Raw genomic sequence first — 26,777 nt, forward strand, 5'->3', positions numbered from 1 at the left:
AAGGTTCCTCTACTGCCAAAACAACATCCACGCGTCAGGACGATTCCGGAAGGCACGGCGGAGGCGGAGCCGGGCGAGGCGCCGCCCGGCTCGTCGGCGTCAGCGGACGGGCCGCACCGGCACGTTCCAGATCTCGGTGGCGTATTCGGTGATCGTCCGGTCGGAGGAGAACCAGCCCATATTGGCGGTGTTGATCGCGCTCGAGGTCCACCACGCCGCCCGGTCGTTCCAGCGCGCGTCGACCTCGCGCTGGGCGTCCCAATAGGCGTCGAAATCCGCCGTCACGAGGAAGTAGTCATGGTGGCGCAGCGCATCGACCAGCGGCCGGAAGCGGTCGGGCTCATCGGGCGAGAACACGCCCGAGCCCACCGCGTCCAGCACCTCGCCGAGGTGGTGGGAGTCGCGGATCGCGCCCGCCTCGTCGATGCCGTTGCGGCGGCGCTCCTCCACTTCCTCGGCGGTCAGGCCGAAGATGAAGATGTTGTCGTCGCCGACATGCTCCTTGATCTCGACATTGGCGCCGTCGAGCGTGCCGATGGTCAGCGCGCCGTTGAGCGCCATCTTCATGTTGCCGGTGCCGGAGGCTTCCATGCCGGCGGTGGAGATCTGCTCCGACAGGTCCGCCGCCGGGATGATGCTCTCGGCGAGGCTGACATTGTAGTTCGGCAGGAACACCACCTTCAGCAGGTCGCGCACGGTCGGGTCGTCGTTGACCACGCGGGCCACGTCGTTGGCGAGCTTGATGATGAGCTTGGCCATCTGGTAGCTCGCCGCCGCCTTGCCGGAGAAGATCTTCACCCGCGGCGCCCAGTTCCGGGTCGGGTTGGCGCGCATGGAGTCGTAGAGCGCGATCGTCTCCAGCACGTTCAGGAGCTGGCGCTTGTATTCGTGGATGCGCTTGATCTGGACGTCGAACAGCGCGCCCGGATTGACCTTGATGTCGAGCCGGTCACGGATGATCCGCGCCAGCGCCACCTTGTTCTGCCGGCGCACGGCGGCCAGCCGGTCGTGCAGCGAGGAATCGCCCGCGAAGGCTTCCAGCTTCTTGAGCTGCGAGGCGTCGTCCAGCACCTCCGGCCCGCACACATCGACCAGCAGGCTGGTGAGGCCGGGATTGGCCTGGTAGAGCCAGCGGCGGAAGGTGATGCCGTTGGTCTTGTTGTTCATCCGGTCGGGGAACAGCCGGTAGAAATCCTTGAAGACCGTGGTCTTCATCAGCTCACTGTGCAGCGCCGCGACGCCGTTGATCGAGTGCGAGCCGAGGAAGGCGAGATTGCCCATGCGCACGCGCCGGCCGTGATCCTCCTGGATCAGCGACACGGAGCTGGCCAGCGCGTCGTCGCCGGGGAACTCGGCGCGCACCTTCTCCAGATGCTTGGCGTTGAGCAGGTAGATGATCTGCATGTGGCGCGGCAGCACGCGCTCCATCAGCGGCACCGGCCAGGTCTCCAGCGCCTCGGGCAGGAGCGTGTGGTTGGTGTAGGAGATGGTGCGCACGGTGATGTCGAACGCCTCGTCCCACTCGATGTCGTGCTCGTCGAGCAGGGTGCGCATCAGCTCGGCGACGGCGATGGAAGGATGCGTGTCGTTGAGCTGGATCGACACCTTGTCGGGCAGCGAGCGCACGTCGCCGAAGCTGTCGATATGGCGGCGGATCAGGTCGCGCAGCGAGGCGGCGGTGAAGAAGTATTCCTGCCGCAGGCGCAGCTCCTGCCCAGCCGGCGTCGCGTCGCTCGGGTAGAGCACCTTGGAGATCGCCTCGGCCTTCACCTGGTCGGCCAGCGCGCCGACATGGTCGCCCTGGTTGAAGGCGTCGAGCCGCAGCGGGTCGGCGGCGCGGGCCGACCACAGGCGCAGCGTGTTCACATGGTGGCCGCGCCAGCCGACGATGGGCGTGTCATAGGCCACCGCCTCCACCGTCTCGGCGGGATGCCAGACCTGCTTCTTGCGGTCGCCCCCCATCGGGAGCGCCTCCACCGAGCCGCCGAAGCCGATATCGTAATAGACCTCGGGGCGCTCGAATTCCCACGGATTGCCGAAGGACAGCCAGTCCTCGGGATATTCCTGCTGCCAGCCGTTCTTGATCCTCTGGCGGAACAGGCCGTGGTCGTAGCGGATGCCGTAGCCATAGGCGGCGATGGAGAGCGTCGCCATGCTGTCCATGAAGCAGGCGGCGAGGCGCCCGAGGCCGCCATTGCCCAGCGCCGCGTCCGGCTCCACCTGCCGCAGCCGGTCGAGGTCGACGCCGAGGTCGCCCAGCGCCGAGCGCGCCGTCTCCAGCATCTCCAGATTGGTCAGCGCGTCGAACAGCAGCCGCCCGATGAGGAACTCCAGCGAGAGGTAGTAGACCCGCTTGCGGCCTTCCGAATAGGTCTGGCGGGTCGAGGTGATCCAGCGGTCGACGATCCGGTCGCGGGTGGCGAAGGCGGTGGCGAGGAACCAGTCGCGATCGCTCGCCGCCGCCGGGTTCTTGCCCACCGCATAGGTGAGCTTGGAGATCACCGCCGCGCGGAACTGGGCGACGTCGTCCCCGCTCCCGCCCGCTGCCGGGCGCGCGACGGTCTCCGGCTTGTCCAGCATCTTCTCTTCGACCTCGACTGACATGTGCAGCTAGTGCTCCCGTTGCGGCTGCCGCCCCCGGCCCGGCCGGGTGGCGGGTGCCGTTCTCGCGAATACCGTTCTCGTTTGATGCAACCTTCTGGCCAACTTCAGCCGGCGCGGCTCCCCCGCTCGAACGCCGCCAGTCCCAGGACCAGCCATCCGACGATCAGCATAGTCCCGCCGATCGGCGCGGCCATAGGAAAAAGAACCACGTCCCAGAGCACCCGCCCGGCCAGCGTGCCGCTGAAAAGCAGCGTGCCCAGGGCGATGATTCCCCCGCCCGCCGTCGCGAAGGACCAGCCCTGCCCCCGCGCCGTGGCCAGCGCGCAGGCGCCGATAACCGCCGCCGCGCCGAGCATCAGGAAGCTGGCGGCGGTGGCGAGGTTCGGGTCGGGGTTCACATGCGCCCCGGCCGCCGCCGCGGCCACCCCCGCTGCTCCCATCAGGCCGGCCAGCAGGACGAGGAAGCGGCGATAGGCGTTCATGGTTCACTCCAGTTCGGCTTGTTCAACGGCGATGACGTGGAAGAAGGTTCCCGAGACCCGCCCGCGGCGGCTCCCGGCTGGTCCTATTCCCTTACCCTGTCCGTCGCTCAATTCGACAAGCGGCGCATCGTCGCCCTGCTGTGTGACGCTGGCATAATGGAACTCGTGGCCGCGCAGCTGCGTGCCCGCCGGGCCGATCGGCGAGGCCGCCAGCGTCGCCGCCCGCCGGTAGCCGAGATTGAGCTTTCGCCGGGCGAAGCTGGTGGCGTGGCCGAGCAGGCCGAGCATGCGGTGCGGCACGCCCTCGGCATCCTCGATCGCCTCGCCCAGCACCATGAAGCCGCCGCACTCCCCATGCACCGGCCGCGTCCGCGCGAAATCCCGCACCCCGTCGAGGAACTGCGCGGCGCTCGCCAGCGTGCCGGCATGCAGCTCGGGATAGCCGCCCGGCAGCCAGCAGGCGTCGGCGTCCGCCGCCGGCGCCTCGTCGGCGAGCGGCGAGAATGGCAGGATTTCCGCCCCCGCCCGCCGCCAGCCGGCGACCAGATGCTCATAGGCGAAGGAGAAGGCGACGTCGCTGGCGAGCGCGATGCGCTGGCCGGGCGGCGGCAGCGCCAGCGGCGCCGGCCCTCCGGCGGGCATCATCGGCACGGCGATCCCCGCCAGCGCGTCGAGGTCGATGTGCCGCTCCGCCCGCTCCGCCAGCGCGGCGAGCTGCCCGGCAAGCTCGGGATGCTCGGCGGCCTGCACGAGGCCGAGATGCCGCTCCGGCAGGCTCACCGCCCCCTCACGCGGCAGACTGCCCAATATCTGGATACCCAGCGCGGCGATCGCCTCGCCCGCCTGCGCGCGGTGGCGCTCGCTCGCCACCTTGTTGAGGATCACCCCGGCGATCCGCACGTCGGGATCGTGCGTCGCGAAGCCCCGCACCACGGCGGCGGCCGATTGCGATTGGCCGGAAATGTCGAGCACCAGCACCACCGGCAGGCCGAGCCGCGCCGCGAGGTCCGCCGCCGCCCCCGTCCGCCCCGGCTCGCCGACGATGCCGTCGAACAGCCCCATCGACGCTTCGACGATGACGAGATCGGCGCTCTCCGCCGCCTCCGCCGCCAGCGCGTCGATCAGCACGGGCGGCATGGCGAAGCTGTCGAGGTTCAGCCCCGGCCGGCCCGTGGCGGCGGCATGGAAGGCGGGGTCGATATAGTCCGGCCCGGACTTCACCGCGCGCACGCCGACGCCTCGCGCCGCGAAGGCCGAGGCGAGCCCGAGCGTCACCGTCGTCTTGCCCGACCCCGAGCGCGGCGCCGCGATGATGAAGCCGCGCGCGGTCATGAAATGGCTCCAGCGGCTACATCCTTCGAGGCCGGCGGCAAGGTCTCAGCGGCTGTGACAAAGGCGCCGTCATGGCCGGGCTTGTCCCGGCCATCCACGCCTATCGGCCGGGTAGAAGCGGTGGCAAAGTCGTGGACCCCCGGGACACGCCCGGGGATGACGGCGTTCGGGGACGTGTCCGTCAGGCTCTTGGGATGACGTTGCTTTCCCGGGGGCACGTCGTCCCGAGGTGCCCGGGCATGGCCCGCGCCTCGACGGGTGCTAATCTCGCGCCTCCTCATCCCCGCCCCCGGAAGCGGCGCTGATAGGCGGCGTCGTAGAGCGCGCTCTCGCGGAAATCCTCCGCCGCCAGCGCCCGCCCGGCCATGATCAGCGCCGTGCGCTCCACCGGCTCGGCCGCGACCTTGGCAAGGATGTCGCCGAGCGTGCCGGCGATGACCCGCTCGGCCGGCCGCGTCGCCTCCACCACCACGGCGACCGGGCAGTCGGCGCCGTAGAGCGGCGTCAGCTCGCGCACCACCTGCTCCAGCGCATGGATGGCGAGGTGGATGGCGAGCGTCGCGCCCGTCCCGCCGAAGGCGGCCAGCGTCTCGCCCTCCGGCATGGCCGAGGCCCGCCCGGAAACCCGGGTGATGACCACGCTCTGCACCAGCCCCGGCACGGTCAGCTCGCGTCCCAGCACTGCGCTCGCCGCCGCAAAGGCCGGCACGCCGGGGGTGAGCGTGTAGGCGATCCCGGCCCGCTCCAGCCGCCGCGTCTGCTCGGCCACCGCCGAATAGATCGACAGGTCGCCGGACTGCAGCCGCGCCACGTCGAGCCCGGCGGCGTCGGCGGCAAGGAATTCCGCCTCGATCTCGTCGAGCGACAGCGGCGCCGTGTCGACGATGCGCGCGCCCTCCGGGCACCAGCCCAGCACCTCGGGCGGCACGATGGAGCCGGCATAGAGGCAGACGGGGCAGCGGGCGATGAGGTCGCGCCCGCGCAGCGTCATCAGATCCGCCGCGCCGGGCCCGGCGCCGATGAAATGCACGGTCACGGCGTCTCCACCCCTTTTTCAGCCTCGCGCGCCAGCGCGCAGGTCACCGGCCCCAGCACGAAGCGCGGCCCGATCAGCGTCGAGCGCCGGCCGGCCACCGCCAGCGCCGAGGCTTCCGCCACCGAGGGCACGCCCATCAGCGCCACCACGCGCTCGGAATGCGTCACCGCCCGTTCCCCGGCGGATTCCAGCTGCGCCTGCGGCACCATCACCAACAGCAGCCCGAGATCGAGCGCCGCCTTGATGATGCCGGCCTCGCCGCCCTTGATCGCCGGCGTCGCCATCAGCGAGATGTCGCACAGCTTCACGTCGTGGCGCGCCAGCGCCCCGCGCACCGCCGCGCAGACCTCCTCCGCCGTCACCCCGCGACGGCTGCCGACGCCGGCCACGATCACGACGCGCCTCCCGGCTTCGCCCAGCTCCATTGCGTCACCGGCATCGCCGGCCGCCAGCCGGTGAGCCCGCCCACCGGCGCCGCGCGGGCGACGGAGAGGCGCACCAGCTCGCCGCCCTGCGCCGCGTGGCGGGCGATCAGCAGCGCCTCGGTCTCCAGCGTCACCGCGTTGACGACCAGCCGCCCGCCCGGCTTCAGCGCCGCGATGGCGGCGTCCATCACGCCCGGCTCGCCCGCCCCGCCGCCGATGAACACCACGTCGGGCACCGGCAGGCCGGCCAGAGCCTGCGGCGCCCGGCCCTCGACGATCGCGAGCCCCGGCACGCCGAGCGCCTGCGCGTTGCGCCGCGCCCGCGCCGCCCGCTCCGGCCGCTCCTCGATGCCGACCGCTTCGAGCGAGGGGTCGGCCAGCATCCATTCGATGCCGACGGACCCCGCCCCGGCGCCGATATCCCACAGAAGCTCGCCCCGGCGCGGCGCCAGGGCGGAAAGCGTCAGCGCCCGGATCTCGCGCTTTGTGAGCTGCCCGTCATGCTCGAACAGGTCGTCCGGCAGGCCGGGCGCGCGGGCGATGATCCGTGCGCCCTCCCCCGCCGCGACCTCGATGCCCAGAAGGTTGAGCGGGTCGACATCGGCGAGGTCGAACGCCGCCGCCGTCGCCGAGCGCACCCGCTCGCGCGGCCCGCCCAGCGCCTCAAGCACGTGCAGCGTGGAGCCGCCGAAGCCGCTTCCGGTCATCAGCCTGGCGATCTCGCCCGGCCCAGCCCCGTCGGAGGTCAGCACTAGCAGCCGCCGGCCGGGATGCAGATGCGCGTGGACGAGATCGAGCGAGCGGCCATGCACGGTCAGGCACGTCGTCTCCGCCAGCGGCCAGCCGAGGCGGGCACCGGCGAGGCTGTAGGAGGACGGCGCGGGAATGACCCGCATCTCCCCGGCCGGCAGGTGGCGCGCCAGCGTCGCGCCGACGCCGTGGAGGAACGGGTCGCCCGAGGCAAGAACGCAGACCTTCCGCCCGCGCATGGCGAGCACCTGCTCGATCCCCCGCTCGAACGGGCTCGGCCACACAACTGCCGTTCTCTTCGCCGCCGTTCCCGTCACCGACACACCAGCCAGCGCCAGATGCCGCGCCCCGCCGAACACCACCTCCGCCGCCTCGATGGCGGTGCGGGCGGCGGGCGAGAGGCCATCGAGCCCGTCCTCGCCGATCCCGACGATGGACAACCAGCGCGCCTCCGGCGCATCGTCGCGCCGCCCGATGGCTATGGACTCAGTGCCCTGCATGACCCTGCCCGACCCGAACCGCGATACGCGCCCACGCCTGCTCATCCTCGGCGGCACGGCCGAGGCGCGCGCGCTGGCGCAGGCGCTTGCCGCGCGCGGCGATTACGAGGTCAGCCTGTCGCTTGCCGGGCGCACGCGCAACCCGCTCGACCTGCCCGCCCCCACCCGCTCGGGCGGCTTCGGCGGCACGGAGGGGCTGGCGGCGCATCTCAAGGCGGAGCGCATCGAGGCGCTGATCGACGCCACCCATCCCTTCGCCGCCGTCATCTCGCGCAACGCGGCGGAGGCCGCGCGCGTCGCCGGCGTGCCGCTGCTCGCCCTGCTCCGCCCCGCCTGGACCCGCCGGCCGGGCGATGTCTGGACCGACGCCGCCGACATCCCGGAGGCGGTGGCGAGGCTCGGCGCCGCGCCGCGCCGGGTGCTGGTCGCGCTCGGCCGCAACGAGGTCCGCGCGCTCGAGGCCGCCCCGCAGCACCATTACCTCGTGCGCAGCATCGATCCCGTCGCCCCGCCCCTCGCCGTGCCGCACGCCCGCTACATCGAGGCGCGCGGCCCCTTCGCGGAGGCGGACGAGCGGGCGCTGCTCGAGGAGCACCGCATCGACGCGGTGCTGTCGAAGAACAGCGGCGGCGCGGCGACCTACGGCAAGCTGGAAGCCGCCCGCGCGCTCGGCATCGAGGTCATCATGGTGGCGCGTCCCGCCCGCCCCGAGGTCGAGACGGTGGAAAGCGTGGAGGCGGCGGTGGCGTGGCTGCAGGGGCTCGGCCTGCCGAAATCCCCGGCTTGAGCCTTCTCCATTCCGCCCCTGCCGACATCTGACCGTCATCCCCGGGCTTGACCCGGGGACCCACGACTTTGGCCGGGCGTTCGGGGAAAAGGAAGGCGTGGATGGCCGGAACTCGGGCTTGCCCGAGTTCCGCACTCTGGCGACCGAAGCCGGCATTTGCCGACTTCGGGCCAAGCCCGGCCATGACGAACCCCTGAGCGGGCAGCTCGCAAGGGCCGGCCCCATCAGGCATCTCCCGACCGGCGCGGCGTGTAGACCAGCGAGGGCCGGCCCGGCCGCTCGACGATCCGCGTCTCCGCCGAGCCGACCAGGATGCAGGTCGCCATGTCGGCCATGTGGCCGCGCGCATGGGTCAGCGGCACCACGCGCATGCGCTCGTCCGGCCGCCCCACCGCCCGCCCGAAGATCACCGGCACGCTGCCGGCCAGCTCCTCGCGCAGGATGTCGAAGGCGGTGTCGAGCTGGTGCGGGCGCGCCTTGGACACCGGGTTGTAGAAGGCCATGGCGAAGCCCGCCTGCGCGGCGAGGCGCAGCCGCTTCTCGATTACGTCCCAGGGCTTGAGGTTGTCGGAGAGCGAGATGGCGCAGAAATCGTGCCCCAGCGGCGCGCCGCACTTCGCCGCCACCGCCAGCATAGCGGTGATGCCCGGCACCACCGCGAGTTCCAGCGCCCGCCATTCCGCCGGCCCGGTCTCGATCGCCTCGATCACCGCCGCCGCCATGGCGAACACGCCGGGGTCGCCGCCCGAGACCATCGCCACCGTCGCCCCGCCCGCCGCATGGGCAAGCGCCGCGCCCGCACGCGCCAGCTCCTCGCGGTTGTCGGAGGCATGGCGCGCCTGCCCGTCGCGCGCCGGCACGCGGTCGAGATAGGGCGCGTAGCCGTAGAGCGCCTCGGCCTCGCCGAGCGCCGCGCTGGCCTCCGGCGTCAGGAAGCGCGCCTCTCCCGGCCCGAGGCCGACGACGTAGAGCTTGCCCGCACTCATCCGCGCGTCCCCCAACCCGGCACCAGCACGATGGCGAAATAGGGCGCCGGCACGTCCGCCCTCCCCGCCAGCCTTTCGCAATGGCTGCCGTTCATCGTGCCGCGCTCGACATAGAGCGCCCGTTCCAGCCGGCCGGCGGCGTCGAGCGCGCGCCGTATCTTCGGCAGGTTGCGTCCCACCTTCATGATCACCGCCGCGTCCGCCTCGGCGAGCCGCCGCGTCAGCTCGGCTTCCGGCAGCGTGCCCGGCAGCACGCTCAGCACGTCGTCGCCCTGCGCGATCGGTGTCCCGGCCTGCGACCAGCAGCCGGACATGCCGGTGACGCCGGCGATCACCTCGGTCGGGTAGCGCTGGGACAGGCGCACATGCAGGTGCATGTAGGAACCGTAGAACAGCGGATCGCCCTCCGAGAGCACCGCCACCGTCCGCCCGGCATCGAGATGCGCCGCGACCGACCTCGCCGCGTCTTCATAGAAATCGGTGATGGCGGCGCGGTAGGGCGCCTCGTCCTTCGGCAGCTCGGTGGTCACGGGATAGCCGAGCGGCAGCTCCTGCGCCCCGGCGCGGAAATGCCCGCAGGCGATGGCCCGCGCGTGGCTGGCATTGCCCTGCTTGGCGAAATAGGCGACGACGTCGGCCTCGCCGAGCGCGCGCACCGCCTTCAGCGTCATCAGTTCGGGATCGCCCGGCCCGACGCCCACGCCGATCAGGCGGCCGGCGCCCGTCCCGCTCCGTTCGGAGCCCGTCGAGATCGCGTTCATATGCCGGGCCTCGCCAGCGCGTTCACCGCCGCCGCCGTCATGGCGCTGCCGCCCAGCCGCCCGCGCACCACCAGCCAGGGCACCCCATGGTCGCCCGCCGCGAGCGCGTCCTTGGATTCGGCCGCACCGACGAAGCCGACGGGAATGCCGAGGATCGCCGCCGGCTTCGGCACGCCGGCATCGAGCATTTCGAGCAGCCGGAACAGCGCCGTCGGCGCGTTGCCGATGGCGATGACGGCGCCCTCCATGCGGTCGCGCCACAGTTCCAGCGCGGCAGCCGAGCGCGTGGTGCCGAGCCGCTCCGCCAGCCCCGGCACGGCCGGCTCGCGCAGCGTGCAGATCACCTCGTTGCCCGCCGGCAGCCGGGCGCGGGTGACGCCGTGCGCCACCATCTCCGCATCGCACAGGATCGGCGCGCCGGCCTTCAGCGCCGCGCGCGCGGCCCGTACCAGATCGGGCGAGAAGTCGATGGCATAGGCCGCTTCCACCAGCCCGCAGGCGTGGATCATGCGCACCGCCACATCCGCCTCATCCGCCGAGAAGCGGCCAAGCTCGGCCTCCTCGCGGATGATGGCGAAGGAGCGCTCATAGATCGCGTTGCCGTCGCGCACGTAATCGAACGGGATGGACACTCAGATCGGGTCCTTCTTCAGAAACTCACGCACGGCTCCGGGCAGCCCCGCCACCGGCACGATGCGCGCGGGAACGTCGCGCGGCGTGCCTTCGACCACGAGACCGGCACCTTCGTCCAGTCCCACGATGGTCAGCGCCGCCGGCGCAGGGTGCGCGCAGCCCTTCACGCAGCCCGAAACATGCAGTTCCCCGCCTCTCATCAGCGGCGCCAGGGTGGAGGCGAGCGCATGCGTCTCAAGGCGCGCCGAGGCGCAGGCCGGCTGCCCGGCGCAGGCGAAGACGCGGCAGCGCGGATCGGCGGGATCGGTGATGAAGCCCAGCGCGCCCGCCTGCGCGCGCAGCCTCTCCGCCGCCGCGCGCGTCAGGCCGGTCGCCAGCAGCGCCCTCCCCGCCGCCGGCTCCACGCGGCGCGCCCCGGCCGCGCGGGCGGCTCTCACAAAATCTTCCAGCGCCGCCGCCGCGACCTGCCCGAAGGCAAGCCCTACGCCGAGCGCGAGCGTGCCGTCCTTCAGCGCATGAAGGCCGACCGGCTCGGACGGCGCGGGCCGGGAGATCGCCCCCGCCGGCGCGAGATCAAGGGAGGCGGCCAGCGCTTCGGCCCCCTCCTGCGCCAGCAGCTCGGGCATGCGGGCGGCATTCCCCCGCGCCGCGAGCCGTTCCAGCAGCGCCACCACGACGGCCGCGGCCTGTTCCGGCGCCGCCAGCCCGACCGGCCGGCCGGCGAGCGCGATGAGCCGCGTCCCGGCCTCCCCCGCGCTCACGCCGATATCCGCCTTCAGCTCGCCGAGCCGCAGCGTCCCGCCGCCGTCGACGACGACGGAGACCTTCGGCGCGAGGCGCGGCACCAGCCCGGCGGCGGCCTGCGCGATGGCCTGCGCGAGCGGGCGCGGATCGAAAACCTCCGCCGGGTCGCGGCCCGCCAGCGCGTTCACCTCCACAGGGAAACCTTCGGGCATCTCGATGCCCAGCGCGCCGACGCCCTCCGCCAGCGGCCCCGCGCTCGCCTCGCTCAGGCCGCGCAATTGCAGCTTGCCGCGCGCCGTCACCTCGAGAATGCCGTTGCCGAGCTCGCGGGCAAGCCGCGCCAGCCCGCCGAGTTGGTCGAGGGTCAGCGGCGCCCGCGGCTGCAGCCGCGCCAGCAGCCCGTCACCGGTGCGCATCGGGCGCGGCAGGCTCGGGCAGGCCCCGCGCCGCAGGCGGGCGACATCGCTCATTCCGCCGCCTCCCCGGAAAGCAGGGCGAGGTCGGCCGCCACGTCGTTGCGGCGCGGGTGCCAGAGCCCCTTCTCCCGCGCCCCCTCGAAGCGCGCCGCGACGAAGCGCGCCGCCTCGGGCGAGGTCCGCAGGAGGAAGTCGCGCACCGCCGCGTCGCCGACATAGGCGGCGTGGAGCGCGTCGATCAGATGGCCCGGCACCGCCCGCGTCGCCTCGGCGAAGCCGATCAGCCGGTCGACCGTCTCGGCGATCTCCGCCGCGCCGCGCGGCCCGTGCCGCAGCAGCCCGCCGACATGGCGCGGGTTCACCCGTCCGCGCACGATGCGGGCGATCGCCTGGTCGAGCGGGCGCGCCGCCGGCCGCGCGGGGTCGGAAGTGTCCAGCACCACGAGGTCGGGCGCGCGCCCCAGCCCTTCCGCCGCCGCCGCGAAGCCGCCGATGAAGGCGAGGTCGGCATCGCCCTCCAGCAGGTCGCGGCCGGGATCGTCGGCGCCATGCACCAGCAGGTCCGCCGCCGCCACCCGCGCCGTGAAGGCTGCACCGGCGTCACGCGCCTCGCCCTCCGCGCCGCCATAGGCGTGCGAGGCGCTTGCGAGATAGGCGGCGCCCAGTGCCTCGCGCTCGATGTCGCCGGCTTCCAGCCCCGCGCCATAAGCCCCCGGCGCGGTGCCGAAGATGCGCGCGGCTTCTTCTCCCGCCGCCTTCAGCGGGTTCTCGTCCGCCGTCTCCTCGCGCCGCGCCACCGCCCGCAGCGCGGCGTCGAGCAGCGCGATCTGCGCCGGAAACAGGTCGCGGAACAGGCCGGAGATGCGGAACGTCACGTCGACGCGCGGCCGTCCCAGCACGGCGGTCGGCAGCACCTCGATGCCGGTCACGCGCCCGGTGGCGGGGTCCCAGGTCGGGCGGGCCCCGATCAGCGCCAGCCCCTGCGCGATCTCCTCGCCGCCGGTGCGCAGCGTGGCGCTGCCCCACAGATCCAGCACCAGCGCGCGCGGCCAGTCGCCATGCGCCTGCGCATAGGCCCGCAGCACCTCCTCGGCCGCCAGCCGCCCGAGGTCCATGGCGGTCGGCGTCGGCAGGGCGCGCGGGTCGCTGGCGAACAGATTGCGCCCCGTCGGCATCACGTCGGTGCGCCCGCGCCCCGGCGCGCCGGCCGGCCCGGCGGCGACGCGCCGCCCGTCCAGCACGGCGAGCAGCCCGTCGCGCTCAGCCTCGCCGCAGACACCCCGGCCATAGATGTGGAAGCCGTCCTTGAGCCGCATCTCCTTGATGTCGCAAAGGAAGGCATCGATCTGCTTCAGCGCCTCATCCGGCTCGGCGCCCGTCGCCAGCCCGGCATCGCGGGCAAGGCCGGTGCGCTCGGCCTCCTCGACGATCAGCCGTGCCAGCCGCTCGCGCCGGCGCCGGTCCAGCCCGTCGGCCTGCGCATATTCGTCGACGAGGCGTTCAAGTTCGGCCGCCTCAAAGGCCAGCCCGGCTTCGACGGTGGGCGGCGGCAGGTGGCCGAGCGCCACCGCCGCGATGCGCCGCTTGGCCTGCGCCGCCTCGCCGGGATTCGACACGATGAAGGGATAGGCGACGGGGAGCGCGCCCAGCACCAACTCCGGGAAACACGCTTCGGTCAGCGCCACATGCTTGCCCGGCAGCCATTCCAGCGTGCCGTGCGCGCCCATGTGGACGAGGACGTCGGCCCCGCCTTGCAGCCACAGCCCGAAGGCGAGCAGCGCGTGGCGCGGCGGCAGGGCCGGGTCATGATACTGCGCCCGCCGCTCGGCCCGGCTTCCACGGTCCGGCGCGAGGGCGACGGTGACGTTGCCGAAGCGCCGCGCCCGGAAACGGAAGGCGCCGTCGATGAGGTCTGGATCGTCCTCCGGCGCGCCCCAGGCGGCCTCGACGGCGGCGATGGCGGCGGGCGGGAGGGTTGCCAGCCAGTCCCGATAGTCGGCGAGCGGCAGCGCCGCATCCCCGACGTCATGGCCGGGCTTGTCCCGGCCATCCACGCCTTCCTCCCGATCAAGTCGTGGATGCCCGGCCCGAGGCCGGGCATGACGGTCATCCTTCGGGACCGCCGCCAGCCGTTCCACCAACTCCCGCTCGTCCGCCGGCCGGTCCTCGAGCCGGTAGCCGGCGGCGGCGAGGTCGTCCATCAGCGCCAGCACGCTCGCCGGCACGTCGAGCCCCACCGCCCAGCCGGTGCGGCCGGGGGCGCCGGCGTAATCGGGCATCAGCACGGTGACGCGCCGGGAGTAGCGCTCCGTAGCACCGAGTTGCACCAGCGCTGCTACGCGTTTTGCTACCTGCTCGATACGGTTGCATTCCGCCCGATTCACCAGCCCGGCGAATCCCGGCACGGCGGCCGCCGCCGTGTCCGGCGCCTTGAACGAGACGGCCCCGGCGAGCACGCGCCCGTCGAGTTCGGGCAGCACCACATGCATGGCGAGGTCGGCGCTGGTCAGCCCGCGCACGCCCTCCACCCAGGCCTCGCGCCGGGTGGTGGCGACGACCGCCTGCAGGACCGGCACCCCGGCGGCGTCGAGAACGGTTTCCTCGCCCGGATCGGCGGCGGCGAAGGCGGTCAGCGTGACGATGGCGGCGGGATCGAGAGCGGCCAGCGCCTCCTTCAGGAAGGCGATGGAGGTCGGCTCCTTCAGGCTCGCCACGAAAATCGGCTTCGGCGTCAATTCCTTGGCGGCGAGAGCGGTGCACAGCGCGTCCACCGGCGCGGTGTCCCCGGCCAGTTCCATGGAGCGATAGAAGATGACCGGAACCGCCCGCCCCGCAGCCTCCCCCTCGCCTTCCCAGGCGTGGAAACCCGCCAGCGGCACCGGCACGGGAGGCGTCGGGGCGAAGGTACGGCCGGCATGCAGGGCCAGCCGCTCCAGCAGCGCGCGCATGTTCGCCGGCCCGCCGGCGCGGAAATAGCCGAGCAGCGCCTCCAGCTCCGCCGGCGGCAGCGTCGAGGCCTCCGCGAGCCGTGGATCGTCGCGATCCTCGCCCGGCAGCACGGCCAGCGCGAAGCCGCGCGCCCTTGCCTCGGCGCTCAGCCGGTCGACGCCGTAGCGCCACCAGTCGAGCCCCCCGAGCAGGCGCACGACGACGATCCGCGCATGAACGGCCACGCTGTCGATCCACAGATCGACCGACATCGGATGCCGGAGATCGCGCAGATTGGCGAGGCGCAGGCTCGGCAGGCCGGCATCCTGCGCCCGCGCCAGCGCCGAAGCGAGGCCCATCAGGTCGCTGTCGGCGAAGGACACGACCACCACCTCCCCCGGCATCTGGCCGAGATCAACCGGCTCGACGAGATCGTCGAGGCTGCTCGAGGTGGTGGTGAGGATGTGCATGGCCGGCCTCGCTCAGAAGGCCGTCATGCCCGGGCATCGCCCGGGCATCCACGACTTCTTCATCGGCCAAAGACGTGGATGGCCGGAACTCGGGCAAGCCCGAGTTCCGCACTCTAGAGACAGAAGTAGGCAAATGCCGACTTCGGAACACGTCCGGCCATGACGTCGCGCATGGGCGAGGCGCCCGATCACGCGACCTCCCGTTCCCCGGCGAGGATGGCCTCCACCTTCGCCCGATCGAGGCCCTTGAGGCCGATGGCGACGAGCCGCCCCACACGCGGTTCCGCGCCCCATGCGCGGTCGAAATGATGCGCCACGCGCGGGCCGACCGCCTGCACCAGCAGGCGCATCGGCTTGCCGGCGACGGGCAGGAAACCCTTCACCCGCAACACTTCCGCTTCCTCCGCCGCGCGGGCGATGCGGGCGGCGAACTCCGCCGGATCGGCGATCTCGGGGACCTCGACGACGAAGCTGTCGAAATCGTCGTGATCGTGCTCGGCCTCATTGTCGTGATGGGTCCTGCGGTTCTCGATGTCGTTCTCCGTGCCGACGCCGAGCCCCATAAGCACCACGGGGTCGACCCGGCCTTCGGTAACGCTCACCACCCGCACGCCCCTGGGCAGCTCGGCGTCGAGCGCCGCCCGCGCCCTGGCCTGCCCGGCCGCATCGATCAGGTCCGCCTTGGTGAGGATCACGAGGTCGGCGCAGGCGATCTGGTCGTCGAACACTTCCTCGATCGGGTCGTCATGGTCGAGCGAGGCATCCGCCGCGCGCTGCTGGCTGAGCGCGTCATGGTCATGCGCCACGCGCCCGTCCGCCAGCGCCGCGCCGTCCACCACCGCGACCACGCCGTCCACCGTCACCCGGCTCCTGATCGCCGGCCAGTGGAAGGCCTGCACCAGCGGCTTGGGCAGCGCGAGGCCGGAGGTCTCGATCAGGATGTGGTCGACCCTGGGCGAGCGCGCGAGAATGGCGTCGAGCGCGGGCACGAAATCATCCGCCACGGTGCAGCAGATGCAGCCATTCGCCAGCTCGACGATGTTCTCCTCCGGGCAGGTGTCGATGCCGCATCCCCTAAGGATCTCACCGTCGATGCCGACATCGCCGAACTCGTTGACGATCACCGCCAGCCGCTTGCCCTTCACGGTTTCCAGCACGTGGCGGATCAGCGTCGTCTTGCCGGAGCCGAGGAAGCCGGTGACGATGGTGCACGGCACCCGGTCGAGAGGGGTCGGGGCGGCGGTGTTCATGCGGCGTCTCCACGAAAATCCAACGTTCGCGGGATGCGCCGGTCGCGGAAGGATTTCCGCGCGAAGCCGCGGGAGGCGCGGCTCTGCCTGACTGCCGGGCACCCCGCCGGCACGCACGACCGGACCGCCGGCAGGTCTCCTGGCTCGCGGGTCGTCGCCTCGTCGCCGCCTTCCCGGAGAATTCCCCAGTGGCTTCCGGCTGAGGCTCGCCGCTTACAGTTGCGGGGGCAGCCGCGGAATTGGAGCGCCTTCGGGCCTCCGCACCGCATTCCCTCTTCGTCCTTCCCCGGAAGGAAGGAACCGACGGTCGGGGCCACTAAAGGAGTGCCCATGCGAATTGTCAACGCGACCGGCGGTCGAGCCGGTTGCGGTAGCCGGCGGCTGGACTATAGTCGCCGGAGTCGTCGGTTCCCGTGATGCGCACGGGACGCAAGACGGGAACGCGGTGGGGCGGAAACCTTCCTTCAAGGTCGACGCCGAATCCGCGGCTGCCCCCGCAACTGTAAGCGGCGAGCCCTTCTCCAACAGCCACTGGCGGCAGCGCCGGGAAGGCGGGGAAGGGCCGAGACCCGCGAGCCAGGAGACCGGCCGGCGACGCAACCCGCACAGATCCTCGGGTGGAGGGTCAAAGGAGCCGACCATGCCGACCCAGAACAGCCACAGCGCGGCTGCTTCCCACGAATCCATCGCCTCGCGCACCATCCAGATCACGTTCGCGGCGCTGCTTGGCGTCTTCGTGCTGGGCGGCGTGGGCTTCTCCCACATCAGCGCCGTGCACAACGCCACGCACGACGTCCGCCACGCGACCGCCTTCCCCTGCCACTGACCGTTACGGGGGACGCATCATGTCGCTTTTCAGGACGATTCTGTTCGTCGCCGCGCTGGCGGGCATCGGCACGGGCCTCGTCGGCTCGGCCGTCCACATCTTCACGACCGTTCCGCTGATCCTTCAGGCGGAAACCTTCGAGGGTTCCGGCGAGGCGGAAGCCCCGGCACCTGCGGAAACCGCGACGCACGAGCATGCGCCGGGCACCGCCGAGCACAGCCACGACGCCGACGAATGGGGCCCGGCGGACGGCTTCGAGCGCAACGCCTACACCGTGCTCGCCATGGTGCTGACGGGCTTCGGCTTCGGCCTGCTGCTGGTCGCGGCCAGCGAGCTCGCCGGCGGGCTGACCGGCTGGCGCCAGGGGGTCATCTGGGGTCTGGCGGGCTTCGCCGTGTTCACGCTGGCACCGGGTCTCGGCCTGCCGCCGGAGCTGCCCGCCATGCCGGCGGCCGACCTCGCGGCGCGTCAGGTTTGGTGGGTCGGCACGGCCGCGGCCACCGCGGCGGGCCTCGCCCTCATCGCCTTCGGCCGCACCCCGATGCTCGCCATTCTCGGCGTCGCGCTGATCGTGGCGCCGCAGATCATCGGCGCGCCGCAGCCCGCGAGCCACGAGAGCCCGATCCCGGAATCGCTACACCACAGCTTCGTGGTTGCGACCATCGTAGCGAGCTTCGTCTTCTGGTCCCTCCTCGGCGGGCTCGCCGGCTGGTTGCGGCCGCGTCTCGCGACGCCCGGCACCTGACCTTATTTTTCAATGACTTGCCCTTCATCGAGAAGGGCCAAGGAGCCTCGATGAACCCGATCCTTCGGCGCGCCGCCGTCCTTCCGACCGCCGCGCTCGCGCTCGTCGCCTCGTCCCCGGCCTTCGCCCACCATGCCATGGGCGGCGAAATGCCCTCGACCTTCGGCGAGGGCTTCATTTCCGGCCTCGCCCATCCGGTGATCGGTCCCGACCACCTCGCTTTCCTCGTGGCGGTGGGCGTCGCCACCGCGCTGGGCGGCATGCCGCTGTGGCTGCCGATTGTCTTCGTCGCGGCATCCGCCGTGGGCGTCGGCGTCCACCTCTCGCTCGTCAACCTTCCGGCGGCCGAGCTGGTCGTCGCCGCGAGCGTGCTTCTCGCCGGTTTCCTGCTGGCGCGCGGCGAGCGCGTGGCCACGGGCGCGTGGGCGGCGCTGTTCGCTATCGCCGGCCTGTTCCACGGCTACGCCTATGGCGAGTCGATCGTCGGCGCCGAGCCGACGCCGCTCTACGCCTATCTGGCGGGCCTCGTCCTGATCCAGTCCGCCCTGTCGATCGGCGTCGCCCTGGTCGCCAGCCGTGCTGCCTCGGCCCTCGCTCCGCGCCTCGCCGGCGCGGCGGTGGCCGGCATCGGCTTCGCGGCGGTGATCGGCCAGGTCGTTCCGGGCTGATCGGACGCCTCAGCCGTGGCGCTCACCCTCGTCCTCGGCGGCGCCCGCTCCGGCAAGAGCCGGCACGCCGAGGAACTCGTCGAGCGTCTCATGCCGCCGTGGACCTATATCGCGACGGCGCAGGCCTATGACGACGAGATGGTGGAGCGCATCGCGCTCCACCGCTCGCGGCGCGGCGCGGAGTGGCGCACGCTCGACGCCCCGCACGACCTTGCGGACGCGCTGAACGGCCTGCCCGCCGGGCGGCCGGTGCTGGTCGACTGCCTCACGCTCTGGCTGACCAACCGCATGCTGGCCGACGGCGACGTCGCGGCCGAGAGCGCCGCACTCGTCGAGGCGCTGGCGGGGCATGGCGGCCCGGTGATCGTCGTTTCCAACGAGGTCGGCCTCGGCATCGTGCCGGACAACGCGCTGGCCCGCCGTTTCCGCGACGCGCAGGGCCGCCTCAACCAGATGGTTGCGCAGCGGGCGGACCGCGTGGTCTTCATGGTCGCCGGGCTGCCCATGAACGTGAAGGGATCGGGGTGACGGAATGAGCGACATCTCCCCGGAAGAGGCCGCGCGCCATCGCGCCAAGATGGAGAAGCGCAAGGCGGTTCAGGACGCGGAAGTCGCGGAGAAGACCGCCGAGAAGGGCCTGCTGATTGTCCACACCGGCGCCGGCAAGGGCAAGTCCACGGCCGCCTTCGGCCTCGCCCTGCGGGTGCTCGGGCATGGCGGGAAAGTCGGCGTGGTGCAGTTCATCAAGGGCGCCTGGCATTCGGCGGAGCGCGATGCGCTTGCGGCTTTCGGCGACCGCGTGGAATGGCACTCCATGGGCGAGGGCTTCACCTGGGAGACGCAGGACCTCGCCCGCGACATCGCCGCCGCCCGCCGCGCCTGGGACAAGGCCCGGGAACTGATGGCCGACGAGAACCTCGGCCTGCTGATCCTCGACGAGCTGAACATCGCGCTGCGCTATGACTACCTGCCCGTCGAGGAGGTGGTGACGGTCCTCGCCGCCCGCCGGCCGGACCTCCATGTCGTCGTCACCGGCCGCAACGCCAAGCCGACGCTGGTCGAGGCCGCCGACCTCGTGACCGAGATGGGGCTGGTGAAGCACCACTTCAAAGCCGGGGTGAAGGCGCAGAAGGGCATCGAATTCTGATGCGCGCGGCCCCCACGCGCCCGGAACCGGCACAGCCGGGGAATTGCACCGTGCGATCTCGCAATTCCCCAGCGGCATTCCTATGTCATGCGCGGCGCCGGATATTGCGGCGTGGTTTCGTCATGGAGATGCGCACCGATGCGCTCGGCTCCCGTCGCCTATCTGTTCTGGTTCTTCTGCCTCGTGGGCATATGCGGCATCCACCGTTTCTATGCCGGCCGCTACTGGACGGGCGCGCTGTGGCTGCTCACCGTCGGCCTTCTGGGCATCGGCCAGCTCATCGACCTGTTCCTCATCCCCGGCATGATCCGCGAAGCCAATCTCCAGTATCGCGTCGATCACCTGGAAGCGCGGGACTACCGCGAGCCGGGCACCCGTCACGGCTGACGCCTCTTCCGCGCGAGGGCGCGCGATGAACGCCCCTCGCGCGCCTTCCGCCCCCCCGCGCGCCCTCATGTTCCAGGGCACCGGCTCGGATGTCGGCAAGTCGCTGATCGTCGCCGGCCTCGCACGCGCCTACACCAATCGCGGGCTGAAAGTCCGCCCCTTCAAGCCGCAAAACATGTCCAACAACGCCGCCGTCACCGCTGACGGTGGCGAGATCGGTCGCGCGCAGGCACTGCAGGCGCGGGCAGCGCGCGTAGCGCCTTCCGTCCACATGAACCCGGTGCTGCTGAAGCCACAGAGCGAGATCGGCGCGCAGGTCGTGGTGCAGGGCCGCGCGCGCGGCACGGCGAAGGCGAGCGAGTACCAGAAGCTCAAGCCCTCGCTGATGGCAGCGGTGCTGGAGAGCTACGGAAAGCTCCGTGCGGAAGCCGATCTCGTGCTCGTCGAGGGCGCCGGCTCGGCGTCCGAGATCAACCTGCGGGCCGGCGACATCGCCAATATGGGATTTTGCCGCGCGGCCGATGTGCCTGTCATCCTGATCGGCGACATCGACCGGGGCGGCGTCATCGCCAGCCTCGTCGGCACGCATGCGGTGCTGCCGGCGGAGGACGCGGCGATGATCCGCGGCTTCCTCGTCAACCGCTTCCGCGGCGACCCGGCGCTGTTCGCCAGCGGCATGGAGGAGATCACCCGGCGCACCGGCTGGGAAGCGCTGGGCCTCATCCCCTTCTTCCCCGATGCCCGCCGCCTGCCGGCCGAGGACGCGCTCGGCCTCGACGCCGCGGCGCAGGCCAAGCCGGAGGCCCACATCCGCATCGCCGTGCCGCTCCTGCCGCGCATCGCCAATTTCGACGATCTCGACCCGCTGGATGCGGAGCCCTCCGTCGAGGTACTGCGCATCCGCCCCGGCACGGCTCTGCCGGGCGATGCCGATCTCGTCATCCTGCCCGGCTCGAAGTCCACCATTGCCGATCTCGAGGATTTCCGCCGGCAGGGCTGGGACATCGACCTTGCCGCCCATGCGCGGCGTGGCGGGCGGGTGCTGGGCCTGTGCGGCGGCTACCAGATGCTGGGCCGCTCCATCGCCGATCCCGAAGGCATCGAAGGACCGCCCGGCAGGGTCGCGGGTCTCGGCCTGCTGGACGTCGAGACGGTGCTCGCCGGCGAGAAGCGCCTCGTCGCCGTCACCGGCATGGCTTCCGGCGCGCCTTTCTCCGGCTATGAGATGCATATGGGCGTGACGGAAGGGCCCGGCCGCTCCCGTCCTTTCGCGCAGATCAACGGCGAGGGGCCGGAAGGCGCGGTCTCGGCGGATGGCCGGATCACCGGCACCTATGCGCACGGCCTGTTCGCCGATGAACGCCAGCGCGCGCTGTGGCTGGCGACGCTCGGCGCCGCGCCGAGCGATCTTCGCTACGAGGAGGGCGTCGAGGCGACGCTGGATGCCCTCGCCGCGCATCTGGAGCTGCATGTCGATCTCGACCGGCTCATGGAACTGGCCGGCGGATAGCCCAGCACCCGCCGGCCGGAATCGGCCTCACCAGTTCCAGGCCACCAGCGCCAGCGCCGCCACCAGCCCGATCATCACCGCGTCGGCCGCGCGATACAGCCTCAGCGCGCGGCGGATGTCGTCGGCCGTGCACGCGCGCCGGCCGCCCTCTCCCATCACGCCGTCCACCGAGAGCGCACCGCCATAGTAGCGCGGCCCGGCTAGCCCGATACCGAGCGCGCCGGCAAGCGCCGCCTCCGGCCAGCCGGCATTGGGCGAGCGGTGCTTCTTCGCGTCCCGCAGCATCGCCCGCCAGGCCCCGCTGGGAGAGGCCCCACGCACGAATACCGCGCCCGCCACGATCAGCAGGCCGGCAAGGCGCGAGGCCGGCAGGTTGATCAGGTCGTCGAACCGCGCCGAGGCCCAGCCGAAATCGCCATGCCGCGCGTCGCGGTGGCCGATCATGCTGTCGGCCGTGTTCACCGCCTTGTAGATCGCCCCGCCCGGCAGCCCGCCGATCACCATCCACAGCGCCGGCGCGACGATGCCGTCGGAAAAATTCTCGGCGAGGCTCTCGATGGCCGCGCGCGACACGCCGGCCTCGTCCAGCCTTTCCGGGTCACGCCCGACGATGTGCGAGACCGCCTTCCGCCCGGCCTCCAGCCCCTCGTCGAGTCCGTCGGCCACGCGCCCCACGAAATCGTGGAGACTGCGCTGGGCGAACAGGGTCGAGCCGAGCAGGGCGACGCCGAGGAACCCGAACGGAACCGAGAGAAGCATTTTCTGGGCGAAGCCCGCCGCCGCCCCGCTCGCCACGATGATGACCACCAGCGCCGCGATCCCGGCGGCACGCCGCCAGCCGGGCGGGTCGCCATCGCGGTTGATCGTGCCGTCCAGCGCGCCGATCAGCCGCCCGATCCACATCACGGGATGACCGAGGAAACGCACGAGAATGTTCGGATAGCCGAACGCAGCCTCGCACAGCAGCGCCGCCAGCGTTAAACCAAGGGTGAGTTCGAGCGCCATCGGAAGTGATTCTCAGGAAAGCTCGCGAATCCGGCGGATGCGCGGGACCACCATTTCCGCCCATGCGCCCGCCATCAAGACCCTTCGCGCGGCTTCCCGCGCCATCAACCGGACGACGCCCGCCGCATGAACATCCCGCTCACCTCATCGCACGGCATCCTGCCGCCCGACGTCGAGGAAGCCAAGCGCGCGCGGCTCGCCGAAGTGTTCGGCTTCGACCGCTTCCGCCCCGGCCAGCAGGACGTGGTGGATTCTGTCCTCGCCGGAGTGCCGACCCTCGCGGTGATGCCGACCGGCGCCGGCAAGTCGCTGTGCTACCAGCTACCCGCCCTGGTGCTGGGCGGCCTCTCCATCGTCGTCTCGCCGCTCATCGCGCTGATGGACGACCAGGTGAACGCGCTGAAGCTGCAGGGTGTTGCGGCAGAGGCCATCCACTCGGGAAAATCCCGCGAGGAGAACGTCGCCATCTGGCGCCGTGTCGCGGCGGGCGAGATCCGCCTGCTCTATCTCGCCCCCGAGCGGCTGCTGACCGAGCGCATGCTGGCGGCGCTGTCGCGCCTGCCGCTCGGCCTCGTCGCGGTGGACGAGGCGCACTGCATCTCGCAATGGGGCCATTCCTTCCGCAACGAATATCTCGGGCTCGGCCGGCTGCGCGAGATCTTCCCCGGCCTGCCGCTCGTCGCGCTGACCGCCACCGCCGACCGGGCGACGCGCGACGACATCGTCGAGCGGCTGTTCGGCGGGCAGGCGCGGGTCTTCGTCTCCGGCTTCGACCGGCCGAACATCTTCATCGGCATCGAGCCGAAGAAGGATCCTGCGCGGCAGATCGAAAGCTATGTGCGGGCGCGCGACGGCGTCTCCGGCATCGTCTACCGCATCTCGCGCAAGAAGGTGGACGAGACGGCCGAGCGTCTGGCCGGCGCCGGCATCCGTGCCCTGCCCTACCATGCCGGCATGAGCCCGGAAGCGCGCGCCGCCAATCAGGAGGTCTTCCTCGCCGAGGACGGCGTGGTGATGGTGGCGACGGTCGCCTTCGGCATGGGCATCGACAAGTCGGACGTACGCTACGTGCTGCACGCGGACGCGCCCGGCACGCTGGAAGCCTATTATCAGGAGATCGGCCGCGCCGGCCGCGACGGCCAGCCCGCCGAGGCGCTGCTGCTCTATTCGGCGGGCGACATCGCCACCCGGCGCCGCTTCCTCGACGAGGAGCCCTCCCCGCCCGAACGCAAGATGGTGGAGGCCCGCCGGCTCGACGCCATGGTCGGCTTCTGCGAGGCGGTGACCTGCCGGCGCGCCGTTCTGCTCGGCTATTTCGGCGAGCGGGCGAAGGCCTGCGGCACCTGCGACGTCTGCCGCGACCCGCCCAAGGTGGTGGATGCCAGCCGGGACGCCCAACTCGTGCTGCGGCTCGTGCGCGCCACCGGCGAGCGCTACGGCGCGGCCTATATTGCGAGCGTCGTCACCGGCCAGCGCAACGACCAGATCTGCGCACGCGGCCATGACCGTCTGGCCGATTTCGGCGCCGGCGCCGACAAGCCGGCGACCGAATGGCGCGCGCTGCTGCGCCAGCTCGTGGCGACCGGCGCTCTGCATGCCGACCCCACCCGCTTCGGCGCCCTCACCCTCGCCGAGACCGGCCTCGCCGTGCTCGACGGCACCCGCGCCTTCACCCTCGCGGCGCCCGCCAAGCGGCGGCGGGAGCGCTTCGCGCGCGGGGAAGGTGGACCGGAGCTGGCGCCGGCCGAGGCGGCGCTGCTCGGCAAGCTCAAGGCGCTGCGCCGCGAACTGGCCGCCGAGCGCGGCGTGCCGGCCTATGTGATTTTCGCCGACCGCACGCTGGAGGAGATGGCGGTGGAGCACCCGCGCACCCGCTCCGAGCTCGCCGGCATCAAGGGTGTAGGCGCGGCCAAGCTGGATTCCTTCGGCGCCGCCTTTCTTAAGGTTCTCAAAGAATTTTCTTAAGAATCTCAAAGAATAAGATCAGGAACTTTTTCACGCCGGAGAGAGTTCACGAACGCCGATTCTGTCCCTAGACTGGCCGCCAACGGGCACGAAAAGCCCGCAACGAACCCTGTTCCGGGATGGAAACGATGAAGATCCAACTGTTCGCCGCGGCGCTGGCCGCCACCTCGATGCTGGCCACCCTCGGCACGGCCTCCGCCCATGGCCCGACCCGCCAGAAGGTCTCCGAGAAGATCGAGATCAACGCCCCGCCGGAGAAGGTGTGGACCGTCCTTTCCAACTTCCAGGACGGCGGCTGGATTCCCGTCGTCGCCAAGACCGAGGGCACCGGCGGCAACGCGCCCGGCGCCAAGCGCATCCTCACGCTGAAGAACGGCGCGACGGTCGAGGAAGAGGTCGCCAAGATCGAGCCGGAAAAGATGACCCTCATGTACCGGATCGAGAAGGTCGACGTGAAGGTGCTGCCGGTGACCAACTATTCGTCCTGGCTGGTCGTGACGCCGGCCGATGGCGGCAAGAAGTCCGAGGTCGAATGGCGCGGCGCGTTCTATCGCGGCTACCCCAACAACGACCCGCCGCCGGAACTGAACGACGAGGCCGCCATCAACGCGGTGACCGGGCTCTACAAGGCCGGGCTTGAAAACCTGAAGAAGCAGATCGAAGCCAGCAACTGACCACTCATGCCCGCACCGGCTATGAGCAGGAAGCGGATGACCGGGTGTACCCCGGTCATCGCGCGTCTGCGGGCATACGCGACGGTCGCGGGGGCGTTCGCGGCACTGCTTCTTCCCCCCATTCCCGTCGAAGCTGACGAGGCCTTCGTCACCTCGCAGCCGGCGGAGATGCTTTCCATCGTCGACCTCGACACGCGCAGGGTGGTCGCCACCCTGCCGATCCCCGGCAAGCCGGCCGGCATTGCGGTGACGCCGGACGGCGCGCGGGCCTTCGTCACCTCGCCCGACGGCAAGGCGCTGAGCATCATCGACGCAGCCGGCCGCCGGGTAGAACATCGCGTGGATGTCGGCGGCGGCCCTCTTGGAGTCGCCGTGCATCCCTCCGGCAGCCCGGCCTATGTCGCCGACTGGTATCAGCACCGCATCGTCGCCGTGGAGGCCGCCACCGGGCGGATCGTCGGCGAGGTGAAGGTGGGCGACTCTCCCTCCGGCCTCGCGGTGACGCCCGACGGCGCGCTTCTGCTCTCCGCCGACCGGGACTCCGACGCGGTGAGTTTCATCGACACGACGAGCCTCACCCGCGCCACCTCCCTCAAGGTCGGCACCCGTCCCTTCGGCATCACCATCGATGCCGAAGGCCGGCGCGCCTACACCGCCAATGTCGGCTCGAACGACGTGACGGTCATCGACATCGCCGCGCGCCGCGTGGTCGGCACGGTGAAGGTCGGCCAGCGCCCCTATGCCGTGGCGCTCGCCCGAGGCCGCGCCTTCGTCACCGACCAGTATGATTCCACCGTCAGCGTGTTCGACGTCGCCACGCTGGAGAAGATCGCCACCATCCCGGTCGGCGACTATCCCGAGGGCATCGCGACCAGCGGCGACGGCGCCTTCGTGCAGGTCGCCAACTGGGAGGCGAACACGCTGAGCGTGATCGACGCGACGACGCTGAAGGTCGTCGCCGACATCGAGGTCGCCGACGGTCCGCGCGCCTTCGGCAGTTTCATCCGGCGTACGGCCCGCTAGCCGGTTTCGCTCTAGGAAGGCGAAGCGCCGGCGCTATGATGCCCGCACCCGCAGACAGCAAGGTGCGTGACGATGGACGACAGCTTCTGGCACGACAAATGGCGGCGCGGCGAGATCGCCTTTCATGCTTCCGCGCCCAATCCGCTGCTCCAGCGCCACCTGCCCGCCCTCGGCCTCGCGCCCAGCGCACGCCTTTTCCTTCCCCTGTGCGGAAAGAGCCTCGATATCGGCTGGCTGCTGTCGCAGGGCCATCGGGTCGCCGGCGCCGAACTGAGCCGGCTGGCGGTCGAGCAGCTGTTCGCCGAACTCGGCGTCACGCCGGAGATTTCCGATGCCGGCCCGCTGGAGCGCTTCGAGGCCGGCCCGCTCACCGTCTTCGTCGGCAACATCTTCGATGTCGATCGTCATGCGCTGGGTGCCGTCGACGCGGTCTATGACCGCGCCGCGCTGGTCGCCCTCCCGGGACCCATGCGCGAGCGTTACGCGGCGCATCTCGTCCATCTGACGCACGCCGCGCGGCAATTGCTGATCGCCTTCGACTATGATCAGTCGCTTCTGGCCGGTCCGCCCTTCGCGGTGCCGGAGGCGGAGGTGCGACGCCTCTACGGCCCGTCCTACCACGTCACCCTGCTGGAGAAGCACGAACCGAAGGATGGCCTCAAAGGCCATCGGCCGGTACATGAGGATGTGTGGCGGCTGGAGCCTCGCTGACCCGCTTCCAGT

General features: G+C 71.5%; 25 protein-coding genes and 2 riboswitches. Of the genes, 12 read left to right on the top strand and 13 right to left on the bottom strand.

Features of this window, described 5'->3' with window-relative positions:
• Nucleotides 1–99: 99 nt before the first annotated feature.
• The 6 genes from STARVERO_RS10605 to cbiE all read right to left on the bottom strand — a co-directional run bounded on the left by STARVERO_RS10605 (nucleotide 100) and on the right by cbiE (nucleotide 7,129).
• On the bottom strand, nucleotides 100–2,604 hold the full coding sequence (locus STARVERO_RS10605; RefSeq protein WP_144342173.1) for a glycogen/starch/alpha-glucan phosphorylase: 2,505 nt from the start codon (nucleotides 2,602–2,604) through the stop codon (nucleotides 100–102).
• A 104-nt stretch (nucleotides 2,605–2,708) separates the two neighbouring features.
• Nucleotides 2,709–3,086 carry a DUF423 domain-containing protein gene (locus tag STARVERO_RS10610; protein WP_159598832.1) on the bottom strand — a complete coding sequence of 126 codons (378 nt, stop codon included), beginning with the start codon at nucleotides 3,084–3,086 and terminating at the stop codon, nucleotides 2,709–2,711.
• A 3-nt stretch (nucleotides 3,087–3,089) separates the two neighbouring features.
• The gene (locus STARVERO_RS10615; RefSeq protein ID WP_159598833.1) at nucleotides 3,090–4,418 is read right to left on the bottom strand and encodes a cobyrinic acid a,c-diamide synthase CobB; all 1,329 of its coding nucleotides are present in this window, start codon (nucleotides 4,416–4,418) and stop codon (nucleotides 3,090–3,092) included.
• 277 nt (nucleotides 4,419–4,695) lie between these two features.
• Nucleotides 4,696–5,454, bottom strand: coding sequence for a precorrin-4 C(11)-methyltransferase (gene cobM / locus STARVERO_RS10620; RefSeq protein WP_159598834.1), 759 nt, complete (start codon nucleotides 5,452–5,454; stop codon nucleotides 4,696–4,698).
• Nucleotides 5,451–5,849, bottom strand: a complete 399-nt coding sequence (locus tag STARVERO_RS10625; protein ID WP_159598835.1) for a cobalamin biosynthesis protein — start codon at nucleotides 5,847–5,849, stop codon at nucleotides 5,451–5,453. Before STARVERO_RS10625 ends, cobM begins: the two co-directional genes overlap by 4 nt.
• Nucleotides 5,846–7,129, bottom strand: coding sequence for a precorrin-6y C5,15-methyltransferase (decarboxylating) subunit CbiE (gene cbiE / locus STARVERO_RS10630; protein ID WP_159598836.1), 1,284 nt, complete (start codon nucleotides 7,127–7,129; stop codon nucleotides 5,846–5,848). Before cbiE ends, STARVERO_RS10625 begins: the two co-directional genes overlap by 4 nt.
• Between cbiE and STARVERO_RS10635 the strand changes: the two genes are divergently transcribed.
• Nucleotides 7,128–7,916 carry a cobalt-precorrin-6A reductase gene (locus tag STARVERO_RS10635; protein ID WP_159598837.1) on the top strand — a complete coding sequence of 263 codons (789 nt, stop codon included), beginning with the start codon at nucleotides 7,128–7,130 and terminating at the stop codon, nucleotides 7,914–7,916. The two genes, cbiE and STARVERO_RS10635, sit on opposite strands and share 2 nt — an antisense overlap.
• A 224-nt stretch (nucleotides 7,917–8,140) precedes the next feature.
• Here STARVERO_RS10635 and STARVERO_RS10640 read toward each other — a convergent pair whose 3' ends face one another.
• The 6 genes from STARVERO_RS10640 to cobW form a co-directional block, all read right to left on the bottom strand.
• The gene (locus STARVERO_RS10640; RefSeq protein WP_144342166.1) at nucleotides 8,141–8,902 is read right to left on the bottom strand and encodes a precorrin-3B C(17)-methyltransferase; all 762 of its coding nucleotides are present in this window, start codon (nucleotides 8,900–8,902) and stop codon (nucleotides 8,141–8,143) included.
• Entirely contained in the window at nucleotides 8,899–9,663 is a 765-nt protein-coding gene (locus tag STARVERO_RS10645; protein ID WP_144342165.1) for a precorrin-2 C(20)-methyltransferase, read from the bottom strand. The genes STARVERO_RS10640 and STARVERO_RS10645 overlap by 4 nt, the downstream gene beginning before the upstream one ends.
• Nucleotides 9,660–10,295, bottom strand: a complete 636-nt coding sequence (locus tag STARVERO_RS10650) for a precorrin-8X methylmutase (RefSeq protein ID WP_422802137.1) — start codon at nucleotides 10,293–10,295, stop codon at nucleotides 9,660–9,662. Before STARVERO_RS10650 ends, STARVERO_RS10645 begins: the two co-directional genes overlap by 4 nt.
• Entirely contained in the window at nucleotides 10,296–11,510 is a 1,215-nt protein-coding gene (gene cobG / locus STARVERO_RS10655) for a precorrin-3B synthase (RefSeq protein ID WP_159598838.1), read from the bottom strand.
• Nucleotides 11,507–14,854 (bottom strand): cobaltochelatase subunit CobN, encoded by a 3,348-nt coding sequence (cobN, locus tag STARVERO_RS10660; RefSeq protein ID WP_159598839.1) that lies wholly within the window; start codon nucleotides 14,852–14,854, stop codon nucleotides 11,507–11,509. The genes cobG and cobN overlap by 4 nt, the downstream gene beginning before the upstream one ends.
• 188 nt (nucleotides 14,855–15,042) lie before the next feature.
• Complete coding sequence (cobW, locus tag STARVERO_RS10665; RefSeq protein WP_159598840.1) at nucleotides 15,043–16,104, bottom strand: cobalamin biosynthesis protein CobW; 1,062 nt, start codon at nucleotides 16,102–16,104, stop codon at nucleotides 15,043–15,045.
• 112 nt (nucleotides 16,105–16,216) lie between these two features.
• Nucleotides 16,217–16,424: riboswitch (cobalamin riboswitch) on the bottom strand.
• Between the two features lie 68 nt (nucleotides 16,425–16,492).
• A riboswitch (cobalamin riboswitch) is annotated at nucleotides 16,493–16,711 on the top strand.
• A 33-nt stretch (nucleotides 16,712–16,744) separates the two neighbouring features.
• Between cobW and STARVERO_RS10670 the strand changes: the two genes are divergently transcribed.
• From STARVERO_RS10670 to STARVERO_RS10700, 7 genes are all read left to right on the top strand, one after another.
• Nucleotides 16,745–16,930: a CbtB domain-containing protein gene (locus STARVERO_RS10670; RefSeq protein WP_144342161.1), complete on the top strand. Its 186-nt coding sequence runs from the start codon at nucleotides 16,745–16,747 to the stop codon at nucleotides 16,928–16,930.
• Between the two features lie 19 nt (nucleotides 16,931–16,949).
• Nucleotides 16,950–17,675 carry a CbtA family protein gene (locus STARVERO_RS10675; protein WP_159598841.1) on the top strand — a complete coding sequence of 242 codons (726 nt, stop codon included), beginning with the start codon at nucleotides 16,950–16,952 and terminating at the stop codon, nucleotides 17,673–17,675.
• A 50-nt stretch (nucleotides 17,676–17,725) separates the two neighbouring features.
• Nucleotides 17,726–18,343, top strand: a complete 618-nt coding sequence (locus STARVERO_RS10680) for a HupE/UreJ family protein (RefSeq protein WP_159598842.1) — start codon at nucleotides 17,726–17,728, stop codon at nucleotides 18,341–18,343.
• Nucleotides 18,344–18,358: 15 nt separating this feature from the next.
• A complete protein-coding gene (cobU, locus tag STARVERO_RS10685; protein WP_159598843.1) occupies nucleotides 18,359–18,871 on the top strand; it encodes a bifunctional adenosylcobinamide kinase/adenosylcobinamide-phosphate guanylyltransferase in 513 nt (170 codons plus the stop codon).
• A gap of 4 nt (nucleotides 18,872–18,875) precedes the next feature.
• Nucleotides 18,876–19,490, top strand: a complete 615-nt coding sequence (gene cobO, locus STARVERO_RS10690) for a cob(I)yrinic acid a,c-diamide adenosyltransferase (RefSeq protein ID WP_159598844.1) — start codon at nucleotides 18,876–18,878, stop codon at nucleotides 19,488–19,490.
• A 138-nt stretch (nucleotides 19,491–19,628) separates the two neighbouring features.
• On the top strand, nucleotides 19,629–19,877 hold the full coding sequence (locus STARVERO_RS10695; protein WP_144342156.1) for a TM2 domain-containing protein: 249 nt from the start codon (nucleotides 19,629–19,631) through the stop codon (nucleotides 19,875–19,877).
• 25 nt (nucleotides 19,878–19,902) lie between these two features.
• Nucleotides 19,903–21,387: a cobyric acid synthase gene (locus STARVERO_RS10700; RefSeq protein WP_159598845.1), complete on the top strand. Its 1,485-nt coding sequence runs from the start codon at nucleotides 19,903–19,905 to the stop codon at nucleotides 21,385–21,387.
• A 27-nt stretch (nucleotides 21,388–21,414) separates the two neighbouring features.
• Here STARVERO_RS10700 and cbiB read toward each other — a convergent pair whose 3' ends face one another.
• Nucleotides 21,415–22,392 (bottom strand): adenosylcobinamide-phosphate synthase CbiB, encoded by a 978-nt coding sequence (gene cbiB / locus STARVERO_RS10705; protein ID WP_159598846.1) that lies wholly within the window; start codon nucleotides 22,390–22,392, stop codon nucleotides 21,415–21,417.
• A 126-nt stretch (nucleotides 22,393–22,518) separates the two neighbouring features.
• Between cbiB and recQ the strand changes: the two genes are divergently transcribed.
• The 4 genes from recQ (at nucleotide 22,519) to tmpT (ending at nucleotide 26,765) form a co-directional block, all read left to right on the top strand.
• Nucleotides 22,519–24,357: a DNA helicase RecQ gene (gene recQ / locus STARVERO_RS10710; protein WP_144342153.1), complete on the top strand. Its 1,839-nt coding sequence runs from the start codon at nucleotides 22,519–22,521 to the stop codon at nucleotides 24,355–24,357.
• A gap of 128 nt (nucleotides 24,358–24,485) precedes the next feature.
• Entirely contained in the window at nucleotides 24,486–25,031 is a 546-nt protein-coding gene (locus STARVERO_RS10715; protein ID WP_159598847.1) for an SRPBCC family protein, read from the top strand.
• 36 nt (nucleotides 25,032–25,067) lie between these two features.
• Nucleotides 25,068–26,054, top strand: a complete 987-nt coding sequence (locus tag STARVERO_RS10720; RefSeq protein ID WP_159598848.1) for a YVTN family beta-propeller repeat protein — start codon at nucleotides 25,068–25,070, stop codon at nucleotides 26,052–26,054.
• Nucleotides 26,055–26,126: 72 nt separating this feature from the next.
• Nucleotides 26,127–26,765 carry a thiopurine S-methyltransferase gene (gene tmpT, locus STARVERO_RS10725; protein WP_159598849.1) on the top strand — a complete coding sequence of 213 codons (639 nt, stop codon included), beginning with the start codon at nucleotides 26,127–26,129 and terminating at the stop codon, nucleotides 26,763–26,765.
• The last annotated feature ends 12 nt before the right edge of the window (nucleotides 26,766–26,777 follow it).

Source organism: Starkeya nomas (assembly GCF_902703545.1).
GTDB classification, from domain to species: domain Bacteria; phylum Pseudomonadota; class Alphaproteobacteria; order Rhizobiales; family Xanthobacteraceae; genus Ancylobacter; species Ancylobacter moscoviensis.